This window comes from Ornithinimicrobium tianjinense (assembly GCF_014636495.1).
GTDB classification, from domain to species: domain Bacteria; phylum Actinomycetota; class Actinomycetes; order Actinomycetales; family Dermatophilaceae; genus Ornithinicoccus; species Ornithinicoccus tianjinensis.
The window spans coordinates 44,762-64,656 of sequence record NZ_BMEM01000007.1 but is presented as its reverse complement, the minus strand read 5'-3'; the positions used below and the strand labels follow the sequence as shown (position 1 = coordinate 64,656).

At 72.8% G+C, this 19,895-nt stretch carries 22 protein-coding genes and 1 pseudogene; 11 read left to right on the top strand and 12 right to left on the bottom strand.

The features are described 5' to 3' along the window. The first annotated feature begins 54 nt into the window (after positions 1-54). The 4 genes from IEV65_RS15190 (at position 55) to IEV65_RS15175 (ending at position 3,452) form a co-directional block, all read left to right on the top strand. A complete protein-coding gene (locus tag IEV65_RS15190) occupies positions 55-1,191 on the top strand; it encodes a ThiF family adenylyltransferase (RefSeq protein ID WP_188432251.1) in 1,137 nt (378 codons plus the stop codon). A gap of 222 nt (positions 1,192-1,413) precedes the next feature. Continuing rightward, positions 1,414-2,121, top strand: coding sequence for a molybdenum cofactor guanylyltransferase (gene mobA / locus IEV65_RS15185; protein ID WP_188432248.1), 708 nt, complete (start codon positions 1,414-1,416; stop codon positions 2,119-2,121). A 2-nt stretch (positions 2,122-2,123) separates the two neighbouring features. After that, the gene (locus IEV65_RS15180) at positions 2,124-2,363 is read left to right on the top strand and encodes a MoaD/ThiS family protein (RefSeq protein WP_188432246.1); all 240 of its coding nucleotides are present in this window, start codon (positions 2,124-2,126) and stop codon (positions 2,361-2,363) included. A gap of 9 nt (positions 2,364-2,372) precedes the next feature. Next, positions 2,373-3,452, top strand: a complete 1,080-nt coding sequence (locus IEV65_RS15175) for a cell wall-binding repeat-containing protein (protein WP_188432244.1) — start codon at positions 2,373-2,375, stop codon at positions 3,450-3,452. Between the two features lie 87 nt (positions 3,453-3,539). On the opposite strand, the gene IEV65_RS15170 is transcribed toward IEV65_RS15175, so the two are convergent. The 4 genes from IEV65_RS15170 to IEV65_RS15155 are packed head-to-tail and all read right to left on the bottom strand — an operon-like array spanning position 3,540 to position 6,624. Then, positions 3,540-4,601, bottom strand: a complete 1,062-nt coding sequence (locus IEV65_RS15170; protein ID WP_188432242.1) for a tellurite resistance/C4-dicarboxylate transporter family protein — start codon at positions 4,599-4,601, stop codon at positions 3,540-3,542. Between the two features lies 1 nt (position 4,602). After that, positions 4,603-5,619 carry a GTP 3',8-cyclase MoaA gene (gene moaA, locus IEV65_RS15165; RefSeq protein WP_188432240.1) on the bottom strand — a complete coding sequence of 339 codons (1,017 nt, stop codon included), beginning with the start codon at positions 5,617-5,619 and terminating at the stop codon, positions 4,603-4,605. A 1-nt stretch (position 5,620) separates the two neighbouring features. Beyond that, positions 5,621-6,148 carry a MogA/MoaB family molybdenum cofactor biosynthesis protein gene (locus IEV65_RS15160; protein ID WP_188432238.1) on the bottom strand — a complete coding sequence of 176 codons (528 nt, stop codon included), beginning with the start codon at positions 6,146-6,148 and terminating at the stop codon, positions 5,621-5,623. Between the two features lie 20 nt (positions 6,149-6,168). Next, positions 6,169-6,624 carry a MarR family winged helix-turn-helix transcriptional regulator gene (locus tag IEV65_RS15155; protein WP_188432236.1) on the bottom strand — a complete coding sequence of 152 codons (456 nt, stop codon included), beginning with the start codon at positions 6,622-6,624 and terminating at the stop codon, positions 6,169-6,171. 62 nt (positions 6,625-6,686) lie between these two features. Here IEV65_RS15155 and IEV65_RS15150 point away from each other — a divergent pair, with 62 nt between their 5' ends. Next, positions 6,687-8,717 (top strand): MMPL family transporter, encoded by a 2,031-nt coding sequence (locus IEV65_RS15150; protein ID WP_188432234.1) that lies wholly within the window; start codon positions 6,687-6,689, stop codon positions 8,715-8,717. Positions 8,718-8,928: 211 nt separating this feature from the next. Here the strand turns inward: IEV65_RS15150 and istB are convergent, their stop codons facing one another. Together istB and istA are read right to left on the bottom strand one after the other, a co-directional pair. Beyond that, positions 8,929-9,729, bottom strand: a complete 801-nt coding sequence (gene istB, locus IEV65_RS15145) for an IS21-like element helper ATPase IstB (RefSeq protein WP_188432232.1) — start codon at positions 9,727-9,729, stop codon at positions 8,929-8,931. Next, positions 9,726-10,937: an IS21 family transposase gene (istA, locus tag IEV65_RS15140; protein WP_188432230.1), complete on the bottom strand. Its 1,212-nt coding sequence runs from the start codon at positions 10,935-10,937 to the stop codon at positions 9,726-9,728. The genes istB and istA overlap by 4 nt, the downstream gene beginning before the upstream one ends. Positions 10,938-11,149: 212 nt before the next feature. Between istA and IEV65_RS15135 the strand changes: the two genes are divergently transcribed. The 3 genes from IEV65_RS15135 to IEV65_RS15810 all read left to right on the top strand — a co-directional run bounded on the left by IEV65_RS15135 (position 11,150) and on the right by IEV65_RS15810 (position 13,601). Beyond that, on the top strand, positions 11,150-11,797 hold the full coding sequence (locus IEV65_RS15135; RefSeq protein ID WP_188432228.1) for an ATP-binding cassette domain-containing protein: 648 nt from the start codon (positions 11,150-11,152) through the stop codon (positions 11,795-11,797). A 107-nt stretch (positions 11,798-11,904) separates the two neighbouring features. Continuing rightward, positions 11,905-12,999, top strand: coding sequence for a hypothetical protein (locus IEV65_RS15130; protein WP_188432226.1), 1,095 nt, complete (start codon positions 11,905-11,907; stop codon positions 12,997-12,999). Continuing rightward, positions 12,987-13,601, top strand: coding sequence for a hypothetical protein (locus IEV65_RS15810; protein ID WP_229735338.1), 615 nt, complete (start codon positions 12,987-12,989; stop codon positions 13,599-13,601). Before IEV65_RS15130 ends, IEV65_RS15810 begins: the two co-directional genes overlap by 13 nt. A gap of 9 nt (positions 13,602-13,610) precedes the next feature. Here the strand turns inward: IEV65_RS15810 and IEV65_RS15120 are convergent, their stop codons facing one another. From IEV65_RS15120 to IEV65_RS15800, 4 genes and pseudogenes are all read right to left on the bottom strand, one after another. Continuing rightward, positions 13,611-14,759 (bottom strand): MalY/PatB family protein, encoded by a 1,149-nt coding sequence (locus IEV65_RS15120; protein WP_188432222.1) that lies wholly within the window; start codon positions 14,757-14,759, stop codon positions 13,611-13,613. An 8-nt stretch (positions 14,760-14,767) separates the two neighbouring features. Next, positions 14,768-15,772 (bottom strand): aldo/keto reductase family protein, encoded by a 1,005-nt coding sequence (locus tag IEV65_RS15115; protein ID WP_188432220.1) that lies wholly within the window; start codon positions 15,770-15,772, stop codon positions 14,768-14,770. Between the two features lie 38 nt (positions 15,773-15,810). Next, a complete protein-coding gene (locus IEV65_RS15805; protein WP_229735345.1) occupies positions 15,811-16,071 on the bottom strand; it encodes a hypothetical protein in 261 nt (86 codons plus the stop codon). A gap of 146 nt (positions 16,072-16,217) precedes the next feature. Continuing rightward, positions 16,218-16,766: pseudogene (locus IEV65_RS15800) on the bottom strand (tocopherol cyclase family protein); the annotation flags it as partial. Between the two features lie 162 nt (positions 16,767-16,928). Here IEV65_RS15800 and IEV65_RS15105 point away from each other — a divergent pair. From IEV65_RS15105 to IEV65_RS15095, 3 genes are all read left to right on the top strand, one after another. Next, the gene (locus IEV65_RS15105; protein WP_188432217.1) at positions 16,929-17,516 is read left to right on the top strand and encodes a LiaF domain-containing protein; all 588 of its coding nucleotides are present in this window, start codon (positions 16,929-16,931) and stop codon (positions 17,514-17,516) included. Between the two features lie 100 nt (positions 17,517-17,616). Then, the gene (locus IEV65_RS15100) at positions 17,617-17,766 is read left to right on the top strand and encodes a hypothetical protein (protein ID WP_188432215.1); all 150 of its coding nucleotides are present in this window, start codon (positions 17,617-17,619) and stop codon (positions 17,764-17,766) included. Between the two features lie 153 nt (positions 17,767-17,919). Then, positions 17,920-18,417, top strand: coding sequence for a DUF5701 family protein (locus IEV65_RS15095; RefSeq protein WP_229735337.1), 498 nt, complete (start codon positions 17,920-17,922; stop codon positions 18,415-18,417). A 7-nt stretch (positions 18,418-18,424) separates the two neighbouring features. Here the strand turns inward: IEV65_RS15095 and IEV65_RS15090 are convergent, their stop codons facing one another. Then, a complete protein-coding gene (locus tag IEV65_RS15090; RefSeq protein WP_188432213.1) occupies positions 18,425-19,456 on the bottom strand; it encodes a sigma-70 family RNA polymerase sigma factor in 1,032 nt (343 codons plus the stop codon). Further along, positions 19,453-19,869 carry a VOC family protein gene (locus IEV65_RS15085; protein ID WP_188432212.1) on the bottom strand — a complete coding sequence of 139 codons (417 nt, stop codon included), beginning with the start codon at positions 19,867-19,869 and terminating at the stop codon, positions 19,453-19,455. Before IEV65_RS15085 ends, IEV65_RS15090 begins: the two co-directional genes overlap by 4 nt. Positions 19,870-19,895 lie beyond the last annotated feature (26 nt).

The following is a 19,895-nucleotide window of genomic DNA, read 5'->3' as shown; positions in this document are numbered from 1 at the left end:
GCTCATCGCGCACCCGCCGGTCCGGCCGCAGGTGGCTCGCCTAGGGTCGGAGGCGTGTCACCGCTCCCACCGCTCGTCGAGCCGGGCCCGCCCCTGACCCCGGCCCAGGTCTCGCGCTACTCGCGCCACCTGCTGGTCCCGGGCATGGGCATCGAGGCGCAGCGTCGACTCCTCAACGCGCGGGTGGCGGTCGTGGGAGCCGGCGGGCTGGGCAGCCCGATCGTGTCCTACCTCGCGGCGGCGGGTGTCGGGCACCTGACGATCGTCGACGACGACGTCGTCGACGCCACCAACCTCCAGCGTCAGGTCGTCCACTCGACCGCGGCCATCGGCACCTCCAAGGCCGCGTCCGCCGCGGCGCACGTGCACGGGCTCAACCCCGACGTGTCGGTCGAGACCCGGCAGGTGCGGATCACCCCCGCGAACGCCCAGGAGCTGCTCGCCGGGCACGACCTCGTCCTGGACGGGGCCGACAACTTCCCCACCCGGTATGCCGTGTCCGACGCCGCGGCCGCGCTCGGGATCCCGGTCGTCTGGGCGGCCGTGCTGCGCTTCGACGCGCAGATCGCCAGCTTCGTGCCGGGGCACGCGGACGCGGTGACGCTGCGCGACCTCTTCCCCCGGCCGCCGCGCCCCGAGGATGTGCCCTCGTGCTCCGAGGCGGGTGTGCTCGGCGCCCTCGTCGGCCAGGTCGGCTCGATCATGGCCGGTGAGGCGGTCAAGCTGATCTGCGGCTTCGGGGAGCCGCTCGTCGGGCGGATCCTGCTCGTCGACGCGCTCTCCCAGCGCACCCGCGAGGTGCCGCTGCGCCCGGTGGGGGCGGTCGTCGACCTGCCCCAGCACGAGCCGACCCGTGACCTCGTGCCGCTCGTGGAGCGGTCCGCCGAGCAGGTGCGCGAGGCGCTCGCGGCCGAGGGCGCGCCCACGCTCCTCGACGTGCGCGAGCCTGCCGAGCACGCGCTCGGGACGGTGCCCGGGGCCCTGCTGGTCCCGGTCGGCGAGGTGCTGAGCTGGGACGAGCTGGACAGCCACCTGCCGGACGGCCCCGTCGTCGTCTACTGCAAGGCCGGCCCCCGCGCACGACGCGCGGCGGCCCACCTGGTCAAGCTCGGCCGCGAGGACGTCTCGGTGATGACCGGCGGCATCCTCGCGTGGATCGAGCGCGTCGACCCGAGCCTGCCGACCTACTGAGCACCTGCATCCGGGAGCCGTCCGTGCAGACCAACCGGCACATTCCACCGAGACCACCAGCGACCCGCGCCGTGGCGCGGGTGAAGGGGGTGGCCTGCGAAAGTGCCGGTGTGAACGGACCGGTCGCGACGGCGGCGGGACCCGGCGGGACGGGCGTGGCACCGGGCGTGGCACCGGGCCGGACGGGCGCTGCACCGGGCGGGACGTGATGGGGGCCGCCGGGTGACTGTCATCGACCTGCTGATTCTCGCCGGAGGCCACGGGGAGCGGCTCGGCGGCCGGGACAAGGCGGCCCTCGAGGTCGCGGGCCGCAGCCTGCTCGACCGGGTGCTCGAGGCGCGGCAGCTCCTGGGTGGAGCTGTCGTCGTGGTGGGGGACACCCCGGTGCCGGAGGGGGTGCGCCGCACCCTGGAGGACCCGCCCGACGGGGGGCCGGTCGCGGGGATCGCCGCGGGGCTGGCGGCGCTGGCGGCCGACGGCGGTGCCTCGTCCGCGCCCGCCGAGTGGGTGGCCGTCGTCGCGGTCGACCAGCCGGCGGCCGCGCCCGCGGTGTCCGCCCTGCGGCTCGTGCTCGACGAGCTGAGGGGCCGGACCGACGCGGAGGCGACCGGTGAGGTCGCCCGCATCGACGACGTCACCGCGATCGACGACGTCGACGCGCTGAGCCACGTGGATCCCACCGGGCACCGGCAGTGGCTGCTCGCCCTCTACCGCCGCACCGCGCTCGAGGCGGCGGTCGACGCGCTGCCGGACCCCCGGCATACCTCGGTGCGACGCCTCGTCGGGGGACTGCGGTGGCTGGAGGTGGAGCGCGGCGCCCGGCACGTGGGCGACGTGGACACGCCGGAGGACCTGGCCACCTGGGAGGCGCGGCTGGAGAACCCGGCCGTTCACGATGCGACACTGGGACGACCCGAGACGGAGGGATGACGATGGCGACCGTGAGGTATTTCGCCGCTGCGGCGGAGGCCGCGGGCACCGAGAGCGAGCGGGTGAACGCCGACGACCTCGGCAGCCTGAAGGAGCGGCTCGTCGAGCTGCACGGTGCCGAGCTGGCGCGGGTGCTGGGCCTGAGCTCGGTCCTGCACGAGGGGCAGTACGTCAGCGACCCGGCCACCGCGCTGGCCCACGACGCGGTGGTGGACGTGCTGCCGCCGTTCGCCGGGGGCTGACGGATGCTCATGTCGCCGCTCGTCGCCGCCCTGGTCACGGTCGCCACGGTGGCCACCGCGACCCCCGGCCTGGACCGTCCCGATGCCGAGCAGGTCGCCCGGGTCCGTGCCGCGGTCTCGGAGACCACCGCCAACGAGCAGGTCCACCCGGTCGTCACCCGCACCGCGGGCGCCGACCGCTGGGAGACCGCCGCGGCCCTCTCCACCTTCTGGACCGACGTCGTCTGGCCGCGTGACGACACCCTGCAGCGGGTGGTCGTGGTGACCAACGGCGAGGGCTTCGCCGACTCGCTGGCCGGCGGTGCCTTCGCCGGCAACCTGCTCGGGCCGGTCCTGCTCACCAAGGCCGCGGGCCTGCCCAGCGCCATCCGTGCCGCGCTGGCCGACCTCCAGCCGGACCGGGTCGTGGTCGTCGGGGGCACGGTCGCGGTGAGCGAGACGGTCGAGGCGCAGCTGGCCGGCTACGTCAGCGACCCCAGCCACGTGATCCGCGTGGACGGCGCCAACCGGTATGCCGTCTCCGCCGCCCTGGCCTCGGAGCTGGGGGCCAGCGACGTGGCCTACGTCGCCTCCGGCGTCGAGTGGCCCGACGGCCTGGCCGGCGGCGCGGCGGCCGGCACCGAGCAGGCGCCGCTGCTGCTCACCAAGCCCGACGACGTGCCCAGTGCCGTCATGACCGCCCTCCGCGAGGACGTGCAGCCCCGGGAGATCGTCCTGCTCGGCGGCACGACCGGGGTCAGCGACGCGGTCCTCGACGAGCTCGCCACCGTCGCACCGGTCAGCCGGGTCGGCGGCGCCAACCGCTACGCCACCGCGGCGATCCTCGCCGAACGTCTGCCCACCTACTACGGCGCCACCGTGGCCAGCGGGCTGGAGTGGCCGGACGCCCTGGTCGGCAGCGCCTACGCCGCGGTGCTGGCCGACAAGGTGCTGCTCCTCAAGCCGGACGGGGTGCCCCTGGCCAGCCGGTCGGCCGTCACCGAGCTGAGCCTGGCGTGGATCACGGCGCTCGGCGGATCGCTGACGCTGCCGGAGGCGGTGCTCGACGAGCTCCGTGCGATGACCGTCGACCTGCCGGTCAATCCCTGAGGCCCCCGGTCCAGCCCAGATAGGCCCTCACGGCGCCCGGCGGACCCGCCAGCCTGCCGGAGGCGGTGCTCGACGAGCTCCGGTCGCTCACCGTCGAGCTGCCTCCGACGCCTTGAGCCACAGGTCGCGAGCCATCCCGGAGCCGACCAGGGCCCAGGCGAGCAGGGCCACCCAGAACCAGTGTGTGCCGATCCACTCGACGACCGGGAGCCGGTCGGCGCGTCCCAGGTAGATGCCGGCGACGGCATACATGCCGAGCGGGAAGACCATGCTCCACAGCGTCGGCTGGTAGACGAGCGGGATGCGCCGGAGGAAGTGGCGCCACACCCCGGCGGCGACGAGCACGGGGATCAGCCAGGTGGCGAACGCCCAGAAGACGACCGACATGCCCGCGACGAGGTCGCGGGTCGCGTCGATCATCGGCGCGTCCTCCATCTCCACGATGCGCGCGCCGGCGACGACGGTGATCGCCACCGAGCCCATGGCCACCCAGTAGGGCGGGTCGAGGTGCTCGGGACGCAGCGGGTAGAGCATGACCCGCAGCGCGACGAAGACGGCGGTCGCGGCATACAGGACGACCCCGACCGACCAGGCGAAGACCGCCAGGATCGCCAGGTAGTTGCGCTGGCTGGCGTAGACCGGCTCCAGCCCGGCGGCCACGACGGCGATGGACTGGCTGGCGACGACCCAGATGAACCAGGTGCCGTTGGCGGTGTCGAGCATCGGGCGGCGGTCGCTGCCGAGGACCGCGGTCCACGGTATGACGTAGCCCAGGACGAGCCAGACGAGCACCGAGACGGTGAGCAGGACCGCCGCGAGCCGGGTCTGCCCGACGCCGACGAGGGCCGACCCCAGGACGTTGGTGGCGGCGATGAAGGTGAAGAAGCCGAAGGCGCGCGCCGGGTCGTGGAAGTCCTCCGACATCTCCCGCCGGAAGGACATGAAGCGCCAGAGGGTGAGCAGCACCAGCCCGACGTAGAGCGCGACCGCGACCCAGAAGAGCACCAGCGCCAGCAGGGTGAAGCCGCGCAGCTGGGCGCCGATCGAGACGATGCCGGGGGCCATCACGGCCGCGAAGTAGCCCGGCGTCAGGCGGGCGGGGCCGAGGCGGGCGTGCGCCAGCTCTGACGCGGGCGCCCCGCCGGCCATCTCAGCCGCCGATCCGGCTCATGGGACGCGGGGGCTGCAGGAAGGTGGGGTCGTTGATGGCATGCCCGGGCAGCTTGGCCCCGATCGAGGCACGGAAGAGGTCGGCCAGCTCGTCGTCGGTGGCGCCGTCGCGCAGCGGCCCGCGCAGGTCGGTCTCGCCGGTCGCGAAGAGGCAGTTGCGGACCTGGCCGTCGGCGGTCAGGCGGACGCGGTCGCAGGTGCCGCAGAACGGCATCGTCACCGAGGCGATGACGCCGACGGTGGCGGGTCCTCCGTCGACGAGGAAGAGCTCGGCGGGTGCGGAGCCGCGGGCCTCGTCGGGCAGCGGGGTGAGCTCGTAGGCGGCGCGCAGCCGGTCGAGGATCTCCTCGCCGACGATCATCTGGCTGCGGTCCCACTGGTGCTGCGCGTCCAGCGGCATCTGCTCGATGAAGCGCTGCTCGTAGCCGTGCTCGAGCGCGAAGGCCAGCAGGTCGACGGCCTCGTGGTCGTTGACGCCGCGCATGAGCACCGAGTTGATCTTGACCGGCGTCAGGCCGGCGTGGGCCGCGGCCTCGATCCCGGCCAGGGTGTCGCCGAGCCGGTCGCGCTTGGCCAGCTCGATGAAGGTCTCGCGCCGCAGCGTGTCGAGGCTGACGTTGACGCGGGTCATGCCGGCCTCGCGCAGGGCTCCGGCGACCTTGGCCAGACCGACGCCGTTGGTCGTCATCGAGATCTCGGGGGAGGGGTCGAGGGCGGCGATGCCGGCGACGACCTCGACGAGGTCGCGCCGCAGGAGCGGCTCGCCGCCGGTGAGGCGCACCTCCTCGATGCCCAGCGACACGGCCACACCGGCGAGGCGCACGAGCTCGGGGGTGGTGAGCATGGTGTCGCGGGGCAGCCACGGCATACCGGACTCGGGCATGCAGTAGGTGCAGCGCAGCGAGCACCGGTCGGTGACCGAGATGCGCAGGTCGCGGTGGACGCGGCCGTAGCTGTCGACGAGCGGACCGCGGACCGGCCTGGGGTCGGCGCTCACGTCAGTGATCACCCCCGGCGACCTGGTCGAGCAGATGGGCCAGGAGCGGCCCGATCACGTCCATCCCCTCCTGCACCGCGGACGGACGCCCGGGCAGGTTGACCACGAGGGTCCCGCCGGGGCCCTGCTCCTCGGTCCAGTCGACGACGCCGACGACGCCGCGGGAGGCGGCGGCAAAGGGGGTATGGCGTGCCCCCTCCCTGCGGAGCAGCTCGGCTAGCCCGGGGTTGTCGCGGGTGATGACCTGACGCGTGCCCTCGGGGGTGAGGTCGCGCGGGCCCATGCCGGTGCCGCCGGTGGTGACGACGAGGCGGCTGCCCGCGGCGACGGCCTCGCGGAGCGCGCCGGCCACGGAGTCGACGCCGTCGGGGACGACGACGGGGCCGGTCACGGCATACCCCAGGGCCTCCAGGGCGGCGACCAGCACCTTTCCGGACTCGTCCTCGCGCCGGCCGTCGGAGCTGCGGTCCGACACCGTGACGGCGGTGACGGGGCGGCCGGTCGGGGCGACGTCGTGGGACGGGGTCACCCCTTCAGGATAGGCGTTATTCAGAGCAGCCTGGAGACCGCCCGCTCGGCCTCGCGCAGGAAGCGCTCGACGATGGGACGCTCCTCCTCCGTGAGGCCGGCGTCGAGGCGAGCGAGCTCGATGAACATCGGCATGAGGTGGCCCAGCAGCTCCTCGCGACCGCTCGGTGTCACGGCCACGACGGTGCGCCGCCGGTCGCTGGGGTGCGGCTCGCGGACGACATGCCCGTGGGCGACGAGCCGGTCGACAATGCCGCTGGCCGCAGCGGTGGTCACGCCCAGGCGCTGGGCGAGCTCGCTGGGGCCGGCGGGCGTCTCCATGAGGTGCTCGAGGACCGCCATCTCGGTGTGGTTGAGCCCGGCGCGGCGGGCCAGGGCGGGGGTGGCGCGCGCGCTGACGTCGAGCAGGGAGCGCAGGGCGTCGAGGGTGCTGCTGCGCTGCCACGACCCGACCCAGCGCGTGCTACTCTCGGTCACGAACTAACTCACTTACTTAGTCATCTGGTTGCTTATCACCAGATGGTAGCGGAAGGACGGCGATGGACAGAGTGGTGGCGCTGCTGACCGGGCGGCGCAGCTGGGTGCTGGCGGTCCTCGGCCTGCTGCTCGGCGGGCTCCTCGTGGGGGCTGTGGGGCAGGCTGAGCGGGACCCCGACCCGCTGGCCACTCTCCCCGTGGGCTTCGAGAGCACCGAGGGGCAGGCGCTCCTCCAGGAGCTGCCCGACGAGGGGAGCAGCGCGGCGATCGTGCTCTTCACCCGTGACGAGGGTGGCATCGCCCAGGACCTCCCGCGGCTGGGTGAGGTGATGGCAGGGGTCGGCGGCGCCGAGGGGGCGCCGGTGGTCCCGTCAGAGGACGGGACGGCTGCGCTCGGCGTGGTGACGGTGGACTCGGCCTCGGCGACGGTGGCTGCGGAGACCGTCGCGCAGCTGCGCAGCGACCTCGACGCGGCCGTCCCGGAGGGTGTCACCGCCCAGGTCACCGGGCCGGCGGCCATCCAGGCCGACCTGGCGTCGGTCTTCGACGGCGCCGACATCACCCTGCTCGCGGTGACCGCGAGCGTGGTCGCGGTGCTGCTCATCCTGACCTACCGCAGCCCGGTGCTCTGGATCGTGCCGCTCGCGGTGGTCGGGGTGGCCGACCAGGTCGCCGCCGTCGCGGCCACGCACGTCCTGTGCCTCGCGGGCGTGCCGTGGGACGAGTCGACCATCGGCATCCTGTCCGTGCTCGTGTTCGGCGCCGGGACCAACTACGCGCTCCTGCTCATCTCCCGTTACCGGGACGAGCTGCGGACGCACGCCTCCCGGCACGAGGCGATGGCCGTCGCCCTGCGGCGCGCCTCCGAGGCGATCCTCGCCAGCGCCAGCACCGTCGTCGTGGGCGTGCTGTGCCTGCTGCTCTCCGTCTTCCCCACGACCCGCGGCCTGGGCCTGGCGTGCGCCGTGGGTGTGGTCGTCGCGGCGATCGGGGTGCTGGGTCTGCTGCCGGGGGCGCTGGTGGGGCTGGGGCGCTGGGTGTTCTGGCCGCTCGTGCCCCGGCAGGGTCAGGCTGTGCTCAGCGAGTCGCGCTCCGTCTGGCGCCGCGTGGGCGATGCCGTCGCCAAGGCGCCGGCGGCCTCCATCGCGGCGACCCTCCTCCTCCTGGCCGGTATGGCGTTCGGGCTCACCCAGTTGCGCAGCGGCCTCGCGCCCGAGGACCAGTTCCTCGACACCCCTGAGGCGATCTCCGCGGCGGAGCGGCTGGCCGAGTCCTTCCCGGCGGGCACCGCGGACCCGCTCCTGGTCGTGACGCGGTCCGACGACGTGGCCGAGGTCGAGCGCCTGGCGGCCACGCTCGGCGAGGTGGACGGCGTGACGTCGGCGAGCGCGGTCCCGCCGGTGGAGGGCATCGCGCAGGTGCGGCTGGTCCTCGGCGCCGAGCCCGGGAGCGAGGCGGCGGTGGCGACCGTCGAGGCCGTCCGTGCGTCGCTGGACGACGCCGACCTGGCCGCCGACGCCTACGTCACCGGCGGCGAGGCGTCAGCGCTCGACGCCGACGCGGGCAGCGTCCGGGACCGGTGGGTGGTCATGCCGCTCATCCTCGTGCTCGTGCTCGGGGCCCTGATGCTGCTCCTGCGGTCGGTGCTGGCGCCCCTCATCCTCGTGACCTCGGTCGTCGCGACCTTCGCCGCCGCGCTGGGCGTGTCATGGTGGCTCTTCACCGGGGTCTTCGGCTTCTCGGCGATCGACGCGAGCATGCCGCTGCTCGCCTTCCTCTTCCTCGTCGCCCTGGGCGTGGACTACAACATCTTCCTCATCACCCGGACCCTGGAGGAGGCGCGCGGTCACGGTACCCGGGACGGCGTGCTGCGCGCCCTCGGCGCCACCGGCGGCGTCATCACCAGCGCCGGCATCCTGCTGGCGGCGGTCTTCGCGGTGCTCGGCGTGCTGCCGCTCGTCGTGCTGGCCCAGATCGGCGTGGTGATCTGCATCGGCGTGCTGCTCGACACTCTCGTGGTCCGCACGATCCTCGTCCCGGCGATCGTGCGCGTGCTCGGCGAGCGTTTCTGGTGGCCACGGCGCGTCGGCTGACGTGGGCCTGAGGCTGTGAGGCTGTGAGGCAGTGAGGCTGTGAGGCGGTGAGGCGGTGAGGTTGTGAGGTTGTTGTGAGGCAGTGAGGCCGATCGGATGTTGTGCGCAAGCCACTCACCGGAGTGGCTCGTGCACGCCATACCCGGAGAACGCGTGCGTGTCGACGGCGCTCGAAAACTGAGCAGTTTCGGCGGTCGAAGAATGAGCAGGTTCAGTCTAGGGCTTCTTGCTCGGCCTTGATGCTGGGAAGGGTCTCGACGCCGCGGTCGCGGAGCCGGTAGGAGGCGCCTTTGAGGGCGATGACGTCGGCGTGGTGGACGATGCGGTCGATCATCGCGGCGGCGACGACCTGGTCGCCGAAGACGCCGGCCCAGGAGCTGAACGGCAGGTTGGACGTCAGGATGAGGGAGGCGTGCTCGTAGCGGGAGGAGACGAGCTGGAAGAAGAGGTTGGCGGCGTCCTGCTCGAAGGGTAGGTAGCCGACCTCGTCGACGATGATCAGCCCGTACCGGCGTAGCCGGGTGAGCTCGGCGGCCAGGCGGCCGCGGTCGTGGGCCTCGGACAGGCGGGTGACCCAGTCGGTGGCGGTGGCGAAGAGCACCCGGTGGCCTTGCCGGGCGGCGGCGACGCCGAGGGCGGTGGCGAGGTGGGTCTTGCCGGTGCCCGGTGGGCCGAGCAGGACGACGTTGCGGTGCTCGACCAGGTAGGCCCCGGAGGCGAGGGCCTGGATGGGGGTGCGGGCGGTGGGTTGGTGGTCGAAGTCGAAGTCGTCCAGGGTCTTGACCGCGCCGAAGCCGGCGGCGCGGATCCGTAGCCGGGCGCCGGAGGCGTTGCGGGCGGCGACCTCGCGTTCCAGGACCGCGGCCAGGTAGTCCTCGTGGGTCCATCCGGTGTCGCGTGCGTGGTCGGCCAGGCGGGCGGCGGCCTCGGTGATCCGCGGCGCCTTCAGCGCGGCGGCCAGGTGGGTGATCTGCTTCAGCGTCTCGGTCCCGGCCGAGGTCTTGGGTGTCATGGTTGGCTCACCTCGCCCAGCCCGAAGGCACGGTCGTAGTCGGCCAGGTCCCGCACCATGCCCTCATCCGTGGAGCCCGGTAGGGTGGGGTGCTGGTAGTCGTGCCGCAGCGCGGCGGCGGTCGCGACGTGGGCGGGGTCGGTCACCGTCATGCTCCGGGCCCAGCGGCGCGGGTGCTCGGCGACCAGCCGTCCGCCGTGGCGGACCCGGACGACCTCGAGGTCGGCGGCCACGTCAACGCGGGCGCCGATCGCACGAGGATCGACGGAGTAGTCGCAGGTGTCGACGCGCACGTAGTAGTCGCGGCCCAGGCGGACGTGGTTGCGCCAGCCCAGGTGCAGCACCGCCGGCGGCAGGGCCAGCATCGCCTCCTTGTCCGCCGCCAGCAGCTCGCTCGGGCGCGCCTTGATCGTGCGCACCACCCGGGCGTTGGCCGTGGTCAGCCAGTCGGTGAACTGGGCGTTGAAGTCCGCGGGTGACTCGAAGTGCCGACCGGGCATGAAGGAGGTCTCGAAGAAGCCGTTGCGCCGCTCGACGATGCCCTTGGACTCCGGATCCTTCGGCGGCAGCAGCACCACCTTCGTCGCCAGCGTCCCGGCGAACACCGCCACCGGCTCGGTGACCGTGCGGCGTCCGATGCCGGGCTCGTTGTCCCAGATCAACCGGCGCGGCACCCGCCCCAGCTCCTCCAGCAACGACCACGTGCCCAGGAGCAGGTCAGGTGTCTTACGGGTCGGGATCATCCGGGCGAGCATGAACCGCGAGTACCCGCACGTCATGACCAGCACCGGCAGCAGCGTGCGCGAACCGTCCTCGAGCAGGATCTTGCGAGGCGGGAACCACAGGTCGCACTGCGCCACGTCCCCGGCCGCCCACGTCAACCGGTCCGCCGGGTCGATCGGGCGATGGTCAGCCCGGATCCGGTTGACGTTGTCCCGGAACCAGCGGATCGAGCCGGTCCACCCGACCCGCTCGGCCAGCACCGTCGCGGGCATGTCCGGGGTGTCCGCCAGCAGCTGACGCACCCGAGCCTCGTACGGCGTGAACGACGTCGGGCCCCGCTTGCGTTCGTACTTCGGCGGACCCTCGGAGGCCACGGCCGCAGCCACCGTGTTCCTCGCGATGCCCAACCTCCTGGCGATCGCGGCCTTCGGCACGCCCTCGGCGGCCAGCCTCCTGATCAGCGCCCAGTCCTCCATGGTGATCACACTCCAATCGTCGAAGAGTGCTCACTTTTCGAGCGCCGTACCTGCTCAGTTTTCAAGCGCCGCCGACAAGGTTCCCGACTGAGCACGCCCCGACGTGGGTCGCCCCGGGGTTCGTCGGGGCGGCCCACTGCTGGCTGAAAGGAACTGCCATCACCACGACTGTCCGTCTCGAAGGCATCGAGGTTCGTCGCCACCGCTTCACCCTGGGTCCCGTGACGGCAGACCTCGGAGCTTCACGAGTGGGGCTGATCGGGCTCAACGGTGCGGGAAAGTCCACGCTGATCGAGTCCCTCGCCGGGCGCCTGACGTTTCGGGGCACTCTGCTCTTCGATGGTCGGCCGATGGCGCATCTGCCGCCGACGCTCACCGGCTACGTCCCGCAGCAGGTGGCTCACCCCGGCCTGGTCTCGGTCCGAGAGTGCGTGGCCGCGGCTGCCGATCTCAAGAAGGTCGCTCCGCAGCGTCGGGAGGAGTGGGTCTCCTCGGCCCTGGCGGCGGTCGACCTTGAAGGTGAGGCAGGACGGCGGGCGAGCAGGCTCTCCGGGGGTCAGAGTCGCAGGCTTGCCTGTGCCATGGCGCTCGTCCATCGTCCCGAGATCCTGCTTCTCGATGAACCCACGGCAGGTCTGGATCCGGTCCAGCGTCGCGGAATTCGTGACTTCCTGCACCAGCGACCCACCGGAACACTGACCGTGGTCAGCACGCACATCCTGGAGGACGTCGCCGACTGGGCAGAGCGCCTTCTCGTGCTCAGGTCGGGAGAACTCGTAGCGGATGTGGCATTGACGTCCATCCCCGCGGCGGAGCGGCTCGCGCAGGTGGATGCCCTACTGCAGTCACTGGCGGTGACGAGGCAGTGATCGCGAAGGCAAGGCGACACCCCGCGGCCCTGCTCCTCCTGCTCGCGGCAACGGCCGCGTTGACCGGGGGAGCGCTGTCACGTCCGGGTTCGATCAGCCAGGACGCCGTGTCCGTGCTCGACCAGGCCGCTTCGCTGCTCTATCTGGTGCTTCCCGTGCTTGCAGTCGTGACCACGTGGACGCTCCTGCACGTCCAACGGCCAGCAGTCCTGGAACATCTGGGCCCTGCGGAGCCCGTCCGGTGGCGCGCGAGGTGGGTCGCCGTCCTTCTGCTCGTCCCGCCGCTGGCACCGATCCTCATGTGCCTGGCGATCGTGCTCTGGACCCGAGACTGGGCCGCCGACCTGACGAGCCTCGCCGCGTACACCGCCGTCCAGGTTGCCTGGCTCTGGCTGACGGCCGGCATGTCGGTTGCCGTCGCGCGAACTGAGGTGGGGCCGCGCATCGCCCCGGTCCTCGCCGGGCTCCTCCTCCTGCTTCTCATCATCCTTGCGCCGTCAGCGCTGTATGCGCTCGGAGCCTCACTCGTGCTCGCGGGCACCACACCTGTAGAAGCCACGTGGACCTCCTCGCTGGCCACCGTGGTTCTCGCAAGCCTGGTCCTGGCCGGAACGACCGTCCTCGGACTCCAGGCGCGCCCGGGGCGATGGTCGCTCCTGGGCGTCTTGCTGGCGCTCGTCGTCGTCGCACAGGTGTTGCCGGGGCGCACTCTTCAGCAGGCGTCCCTGCCCACGGAGTGTGTCGCAACGGACCCGGTGGTCTGCAGCTTCCCCCAATACCCGCAGTGGCGCGATGTCACGGCAGGAGCCGCGGCGCGGATCAAGGCGCTGGCCACGGAGGAGAGGATACCGGTGGCGGTATCCAGGATCGAGCAGAACGCGGCTGACGTCGAGTCTGCGGATGATGGCGTTCTACGGGTGCGTCTCGCGACCCGCACCGCCGCGGCGAGCGGGGTTCCTCCGCTTGAACTCGCTGACGCGATGCTGGGGCCCTACACGTGCTACGAACAGGATCTGGCGGACAGCCCTGACATGGACGAGCGCCGGGCGGTTGCTCACTGGCTCGCGGCTGAGGCGAACGACGACGAGACTCTACGGCGGACACTGGGCCAGGCGTGGCCGCAGTACGCGAGTATGGACAGGCAGGAGTGGCAGTCGCTCGGCCAGCGCGTCGCGACCAAGATCACCTCATGCCTGGGCTGAGCCTCACGGGATTCTCCCTCCGGGCGTTGGCGGGGGAGCACGTTCTCCTTGGTGTGATGACGTGCGCCGCGGTTCTCACGGCCCATCTGCAGCTCCCCCTCCTGGGCGTGGTTGACGCACCCGTCACTGCTCAGGTGGCGTGGAGCTGTCTGCTGGGCAATTCGGTCGGCTTTGCCCTCGGACGGGTCCTACCGGGTCACGACGACGTAGCGTCCCCGAGCCATTTCAGCTGGTCGAGCACCCGCGCAGCTGTGGTCGTGGCTGTACCCACCGCGGCGGGGGTCCTGACCGTGCTCCTGGGTCACCTCGCCGGAGCGACGCTCGACGACGGCCTGCTCGCGCTGGTCAGGAACACGATGTCCGCCGTAGGGATCACCCTGACTCTTCGCGTCTTCACCTCGGCGCTGTGGGTTCTCGCGCCCTGGGTCTGGTTCGCCGCGTGCCTCACAGCTGGGACCGTCGACGGCCAACCCCGGCCCTGGGCCATCCTCCTGCGCGACTCGGCTGAAGCCTGGCCGCCGACGACCGCCTTGATCGCCGGCGGGTTGCTGGTGTTCATACTCGCTGACGGGAGCGGCAGGGTGTTCGTTCGTCGTGGGTAGGCCAGTGGCTCACAGGGCGCGGGCCATGCGCCTGACCGCCTCGGCCATCAGCTCCTCGCTCGTGCCGTAGTTGAGCCGGGCGAACCCTGACCCGCCAGCGCCGAACGCCGGCCCGGGAGAGAGCTGCACGCGCCCCCTCTCCAGGAAGGTCGCGGCCGGGTCGTCGCCGAGGCCGAGCTCGCGGCAGTCGAGCCAGGCGAGGTATGACGAGTGGCCGGGCCGGTAGCGCACGCCCGGCAGGTGCTCGGCAAGGAGGTCGGCCAGCCGGGTCGTGCGCTCCTGCAGCTGGCGGCGCACCTCGTCGAGCCAGTCGCGGCCGTCGGTGTAGGCGGCGATCGCGGCGTACTGCCCGAGGATCGAGGGCGCCCAGTCGACCTCCTCGCGAATCTGCGGCCAACGTCCCTCGACCGCGGTGATGCCGACCGCCAGCTTCAGGCCGGCGGTGTTCCAGGCCTTGGACGGAGAGTGGACCGCGATGCCGACCTGACGGGCCGCGTCCGACACGGACAGCCACGGCACGAAGCCCGTGGGGCTGCCGGGGTGGACGAGCGGCGCGTGGATCTCGTCGGCCACCACGACGGCCCCGTGCTCGAGCGCGAGCTCGGCCAGCGACGCGAGGTCCTCGCGCGGGTAGACGTGGCCCAGCGGGTTGTGCGGCGAGCACAGCAGGACCACGCGCGCGCCTGAGGTGAGGGCGCGCGCCATACCGTCGAGGTCGAGGCGACCGCCCGAGGCGACGTCCAGCATCGGGACCTCGAGCGGGGTCAGGCGCAGCCCGGCCAGCCAGGGGTAGAAGGAGAGGTAGACCGGCGGGTTGATGATCACCGGGTCGCCGGGCTGCGTGAGCGCGCCGAGGATCTCCTTGACCGCGTGCCCCACGTCGGAGAACAGCCGCATCCGGCCGCCGCCGTCGGCCGGGTCCCACCCCCAGGTGTCCCGGGCGAAGCCCGCGAAGGCCTGGGTCACCGGGGCCGGGTCGCCGGCGTAGCCGAAGTCGGACCGGCCGATCGCCAGCTGCAGCGCGTCGGCGACGGCCGGGGCCGTCCGCACGTCCATCTCGGCGGTCCAGGCCGGGAGGACGTCGGCCGGCACCCGGCTCCACTTGGCGGAGCGGTGCTCGCGCAGCTGCTCCAGGGTGAGGTCGAAGGGAGCGGTCATCGTGGGCATCAGGCCACGCGGCCGCTCGGGGCGTTCTCGGCGGTCCGGCCGGGGTCGCGCACGACCACGTCGCCGAGCGCCTCGTCGATCGCGGCCAGGGTGCCCGCGTCGAGCCTCACGCCGGCGGCCCTGACCGTGTCCTCGAGCTGCTCGGGGCGCGAGGCGCCGACCAGCGCGGCGGCGACGTTCGGGTTCTGCAGGACCCAGGCGATCGCCAGCTGCGGCATCGTCAGCCCGGCCTCGTCGGCGACGGGCCGCAGCTTCTGGACGGCCGTGAGGATCTCGTCCTTCATGAGGTCCGCCATCATCCGGCCGGCCTTCTCGTCGGCCGCGCGGCCCTCGGTGGGCGTCTGGCCCGGGAGGTACTTGCCCGTGAGCACGCCCTGGGCCATCGGGCTCCAGACGATCTGGGAGATGCCGAGCTCCTCGCACGCCGGCACGACCTCGGGCTCGATGACGCGCCAGAGCATGGAGTACTGCGGCTGGGAGGAGATCAGCTGGAAGCCCAGCTCCTTGCTCAGCCGGTGGCCCTCGCGGATCTGCTCGGCGGTCCACTCCGAGACGCCGATGTAGAGCGCCTTGCCCTGGCGCACGATGTCGGCGAAGGCCTGCATCGTCTCCTCGAGCGGCGTCTCGGTGTCGTAGCGGTGCGCCTGGTAGAGGTCGACGTAGTCGGTCTGCAGCCGCTTCAGCGACCCGTTGATCGACTCCATGACGTGCTTGCGGGACAGGCCGGTGTCGTTCTTGCCGCCCGGACCGGTCGGCCAGTAGACCTTGGTGAAGATCTCCAGGCTCTCGCGGCGCTCGCCCTTCAGCGCCTCACCGAGGACCGTCTCGGCCTTGGTGTTGGCGTAGACGTCGGCGGTGTCGAAGGTGCTGATGCCCAGGTCGAGGGCCTTGCGCACGCACTGGTGGGCGACCTCGTTCTCCACCTGGCTGCCGTGGGTGAGCCAGTTGCCGTAGGTGATCTCCGAGATCTTCAGACCGCTGTTGCCGAGGTATCGAAACTCCATGGCCCGACCCTACGTCCGGACCCCGACAACCCTCGCAGTCAGTCCTGCACCCGCCCCTGCCGGGGCGTGGGATCGCCGCCCCGGCGCCCGAGCTCGGCCGCTGCGCGGGCCAGGCCGCCGTGCTCCAGCCCCGCGAGGTATGACGTGCCGCTCCAGACCGCGCGCCCCCGCCGCGCCACCCGCACCTCCAGCCGCCCCGCGAGGTGCTCGAGAGCGCCAGGGGTGTTGCGACCCTGCGACGGCAGCGGCACCGGCAGGACGTGGGCGGCGGACAACGGAGCCCGGCCGTCCACCTCCACGCGCCAGCCCGGACGCGGTCCACCCCGTGCAGCAGCCAGCGCTCCTCGTCCACGCTCGCCCGCACGGGCGAGACCCCGGGATCGCCCAGGCGCAGGACCCGACCCGACGGGAGGCGGACGACGAGCGCGGTCACCTCGGTGCGCAACGGCATACCGAGGGGGTTGACCTGACCGCCCGCGAAGGCGACGGTCGCGCCCGGCTCGGCGAAGCCGTGCGCCTGCCCCCACCACCACGCGTCGGGGAAGCCCTCCGCACCCCAGTTCTTCTCGCCGTAGACGGCCGCGCCGTCGAGCAGCCAGCGGGTGTCGCCCAGCCGGACCACCCCGCTGGCGCGACCGGCCAGGAGCCACGGGTGCCAGTACTGGTTGAGCCGCGGCACCACCTGGAAGCCGCTGGACCCGCCCAGCGCCCGCCGCGGCCACGGCGACACCGGGTCGACGCGCAGGTCGACCGAGGCGCCGGGACCCAGGTCCACCGCCAGCCGGGTCGCAGACGCCGCGAAGCCGTCGCACCCCGCACCGAGCCCGTCCGTCGCCGCCCAGGCGCCCGGCCGCACGTCGGTGCGCAGGAAGCCGTCCGAGGACGCCAGCCCGACCGTCGCCCACGGGCCCTCCGCTCCCTGGTTGACGCCGATGAGCGCGACCAGCACGCGGCGGGTCGCTGGGTCCGTCACCCGCCAGTAGTAGCCCTCCATCGCCACGCCCGGGTGCGCGAGCGCCGGGTCCTGCCACGGCAGGTCGGCGCCGGTGCCTCGGTAGCGGGAGAGCAGGCCCACGGTCCAGACGCTACCGCCGGAGGGCCGGCCTGCACCCGTTGCGAGGTGCTGCTGTCCGGCTCGCCGCGTTACGGTGTCGGTATGACGCAGCACGGGGGAGAGCAGGAGCGCCGCGACTGGCTCGCGACGCCGTTCCAGGACCGGTCGGACGCGGCCTTCCAGCCGGTCCCGCCACCGATCCCCGGGCCGGAGACGCCCGGTGCCGGGCTGCCCGAGGTGGTGCCCCAGGCGTCCGTGCCGGTGTGGGCGGCCCAGCCGGCGCCCGCCCCGGCGCGGGTCCAGGGGGACCAGATCGTCGCGGTCTTCGGCGACACCCAGCGGACCGGCCTGTGGACGGCCGCGCAGCGCACCACGGTGCTGAGCGCCTTCGGCGACACGCGTCTGGACCTGCGCGAGGTGATCAGGCCGGGGGAGACCCTGGAGATCGAGTCCTGGACGCTGTTCGGTGACGTGCGCGTCGTCGTGCCGCCCGGCACCGAGGTGGTGGTCAGCGGCGGCACCCTCTTCGGCGACGTGAAGACCGAGCGAGACCCGCGCGAGAGCGTCGCACCCACCGGCGCGCGGCTGGTGCTCAAGGGCTACACCCTCTTCGGCGACGTGCGCGTCCGTGAGGCCGGCCCGGACACCGGCAAGCCGCCGCGTGGGTGGCGCTGGACCGCCCGCCGCTGATCCTCTCCCGCCGGCCTCGTCCCCCGGTCGTACCAGCACCGTCACCTCTCGCGACCGCGGTCCGACGACGTGCGCGGCCGCCCGCGACCACGGTGTGGGTATGTCGATCGCCCAGCTTCTCGCTCAGCTCCTCACCTCCCTGCTCACCGTCCTCGGGATGCTCCTGATGGTCGGCCTCGCCGTCGTGCCGCTCTGGCTCGAGCACGACCGCGGGCACGGAATGCCGCGGGGCCGCCGGCGCGTTGCCTGAGACCCGCCGACCAGGAGGTCCCGTGACCGCAGCCCCGCACGCCGACGTCTCGCCCGCCCTCACCCTTCCCCCTCTCACCACCCAGCACGAGCACCTCGTCTCGCTCGGGCTCGACCTGCCGGACCTGCCCCCGGCCTGGCGGGGGACCTGCTCGTGGTGCACCCACGGCATACCCCGCTCGCGGAGCTGGTGGCCCTCGTGCGCCTCGACGGCCGCCCCGGCTTCGTCGTGGAGGACCTGACCGACCTCGCCGACTTCGTCCCGGCGCCGGGTGAGGAGGTCCCCGACGCGGACCTGTATGCCGTGGTCGCGCCGGAGCGCGGGGACGAGTACGCCAACCTCAGCCCCGACGAGGTCGACCCACAGCTGCGCGCCCGCGGCCGAGGCCTGATGACCGCGGCCGAGGGCGTCGCGTGGGCGCTCCAGGTCCCCGAGGTCCTGCAGCGCAAACGGTGCTTCATGACGACCGGCTCCCGCAAGGCAGGGTCGCGACCGGGCCGGCTCGACCCACGCGTGCCCGCCCTCTGGATCAGCAACGGCACCGGCCGCGACGGCCGGGAGCGCCGGCACGCCCCCAAGCTCGGCTGGTGCTGGGCCGGCAACCGCCACACCTGGCTGGGGATCGCGTCGGTCGGCGGCCGCGCCGCCTGAGCGTCGCTCAGCCGGACAGCTCGGCCGGCAGACCGGCCTGCCGGAACGCCTCCTCCGAGAAGAAGCCGACCACCGCGGTGACCACGCCGTCGACGATGTCGAGCACGAGCAGCTGGAAGGGACGGTGCACCCCGTCCTCCCCGCGGAAGTACATCCCGGCCGCCGGCTGCCCGTTGGACACGGTGGGCACCATGAGCAGGTCCTGCGGGTTCTTCGCGGGGCACTGGGTGCTGATGAGCTGGGCGATCGCCTCCCGGCCGAGGTAGTAGCGGTCGAACGGCGGCATCTGCCAGGAGGCCTGGTCCGCCATCACGTCGACCACGGCGGGCACGTCATACCGCTCGAACGCCTCGCAGAAGCGCGCGAAGACCGCCTGTTCCTCGTCGGTGAGCTCGCTGACCCGGCGCCCGGCCCGGGAGGCGCCCTCGCCGATCGTGGCGCGCGCCCGCTGGAGAGCGGAGTTGGCGGCGGCCACCGTGGTGCCCAGCGCCTCGGCGGTCTCGGCCGCCGACATCTGCAGCACGTCGCGCAGCACCAGCGCCGCGCGCTGGCGGGGCGGGAGGTCCTGGAGCGCGGCGACGACGGCGAGCTGTATGCCCTCAGTCACCACCGCGACCTCCGCCGGGTCGGGCGCGGCCTCGCCCCAGACGAGGCGGTCGGGCAGCGGCTCGAGCCAGTCGCGCGAGCGGTCCTCGACGACCGGCGTGCTGGGATCCCCGGGCGGCTGGCCGATCCCGCTGGGCAGCGGCCGGCGGCCCTGCTTCTTCAGGGCGGTCAGGCAGGTGTTGGTGGCGATCGTGTACATCCAGGTGCGCACCGAGCTGCGGCCCTCGAAGGAGTGGAACGCTCGCCAGGCGCGCAGGTAGGTCTCCTGGACCATGTCCTCGGCCTCGCCGGCGGACCCGAGCATCTTGTAGCAGTGAGCGAGCAGCTCGCGCCGCAGCGGCGCCGTCAGCTCCTCGAACTGGGCGTCCGTGGTGGTGCTGGTCCTCGTGCCGGTCGTGGTGCTGGTCGTGCTGGTGGTGCCGGTCCCGCTCATGAGATCTCCTCGAGTGCTGCGGCCACGTCCATCCACATGATCTCCCAGACGTGGCCGTCGGGGTCGGCGTAGGAACGCCCGTACATGAAGCCCAGGTCCTGGGTGCGGACCCCGGTGCCTCCGGCGAGGACCGCCCGGTCGACGAGGTCGTCCACCTCCTCGCGCGAGTCGGCCGACAGGCAGAGCAGCGCGGACGCGGTCCCTGGAGGTGCCGTCGTCCCGTCGTGGAAGCGCCCGAAGTGCTCGCGCCGCAGCAGCATCGCCCAGCTCGTCGGCCCGAGCCGCAGCGACAGGGCGTCCTCGTCGCAGAAGTCCTCGTCGAAGCGGTAGCCGAGCCGGGTGAAGAAGGTCCGGCTGCGCGCGAGGTCGTCGACCGGCAGGTTGACGAAGACGAGGGGGTGCTCGGTGCTCATGACGGGTCCGACCGTCGGCCGGGGCA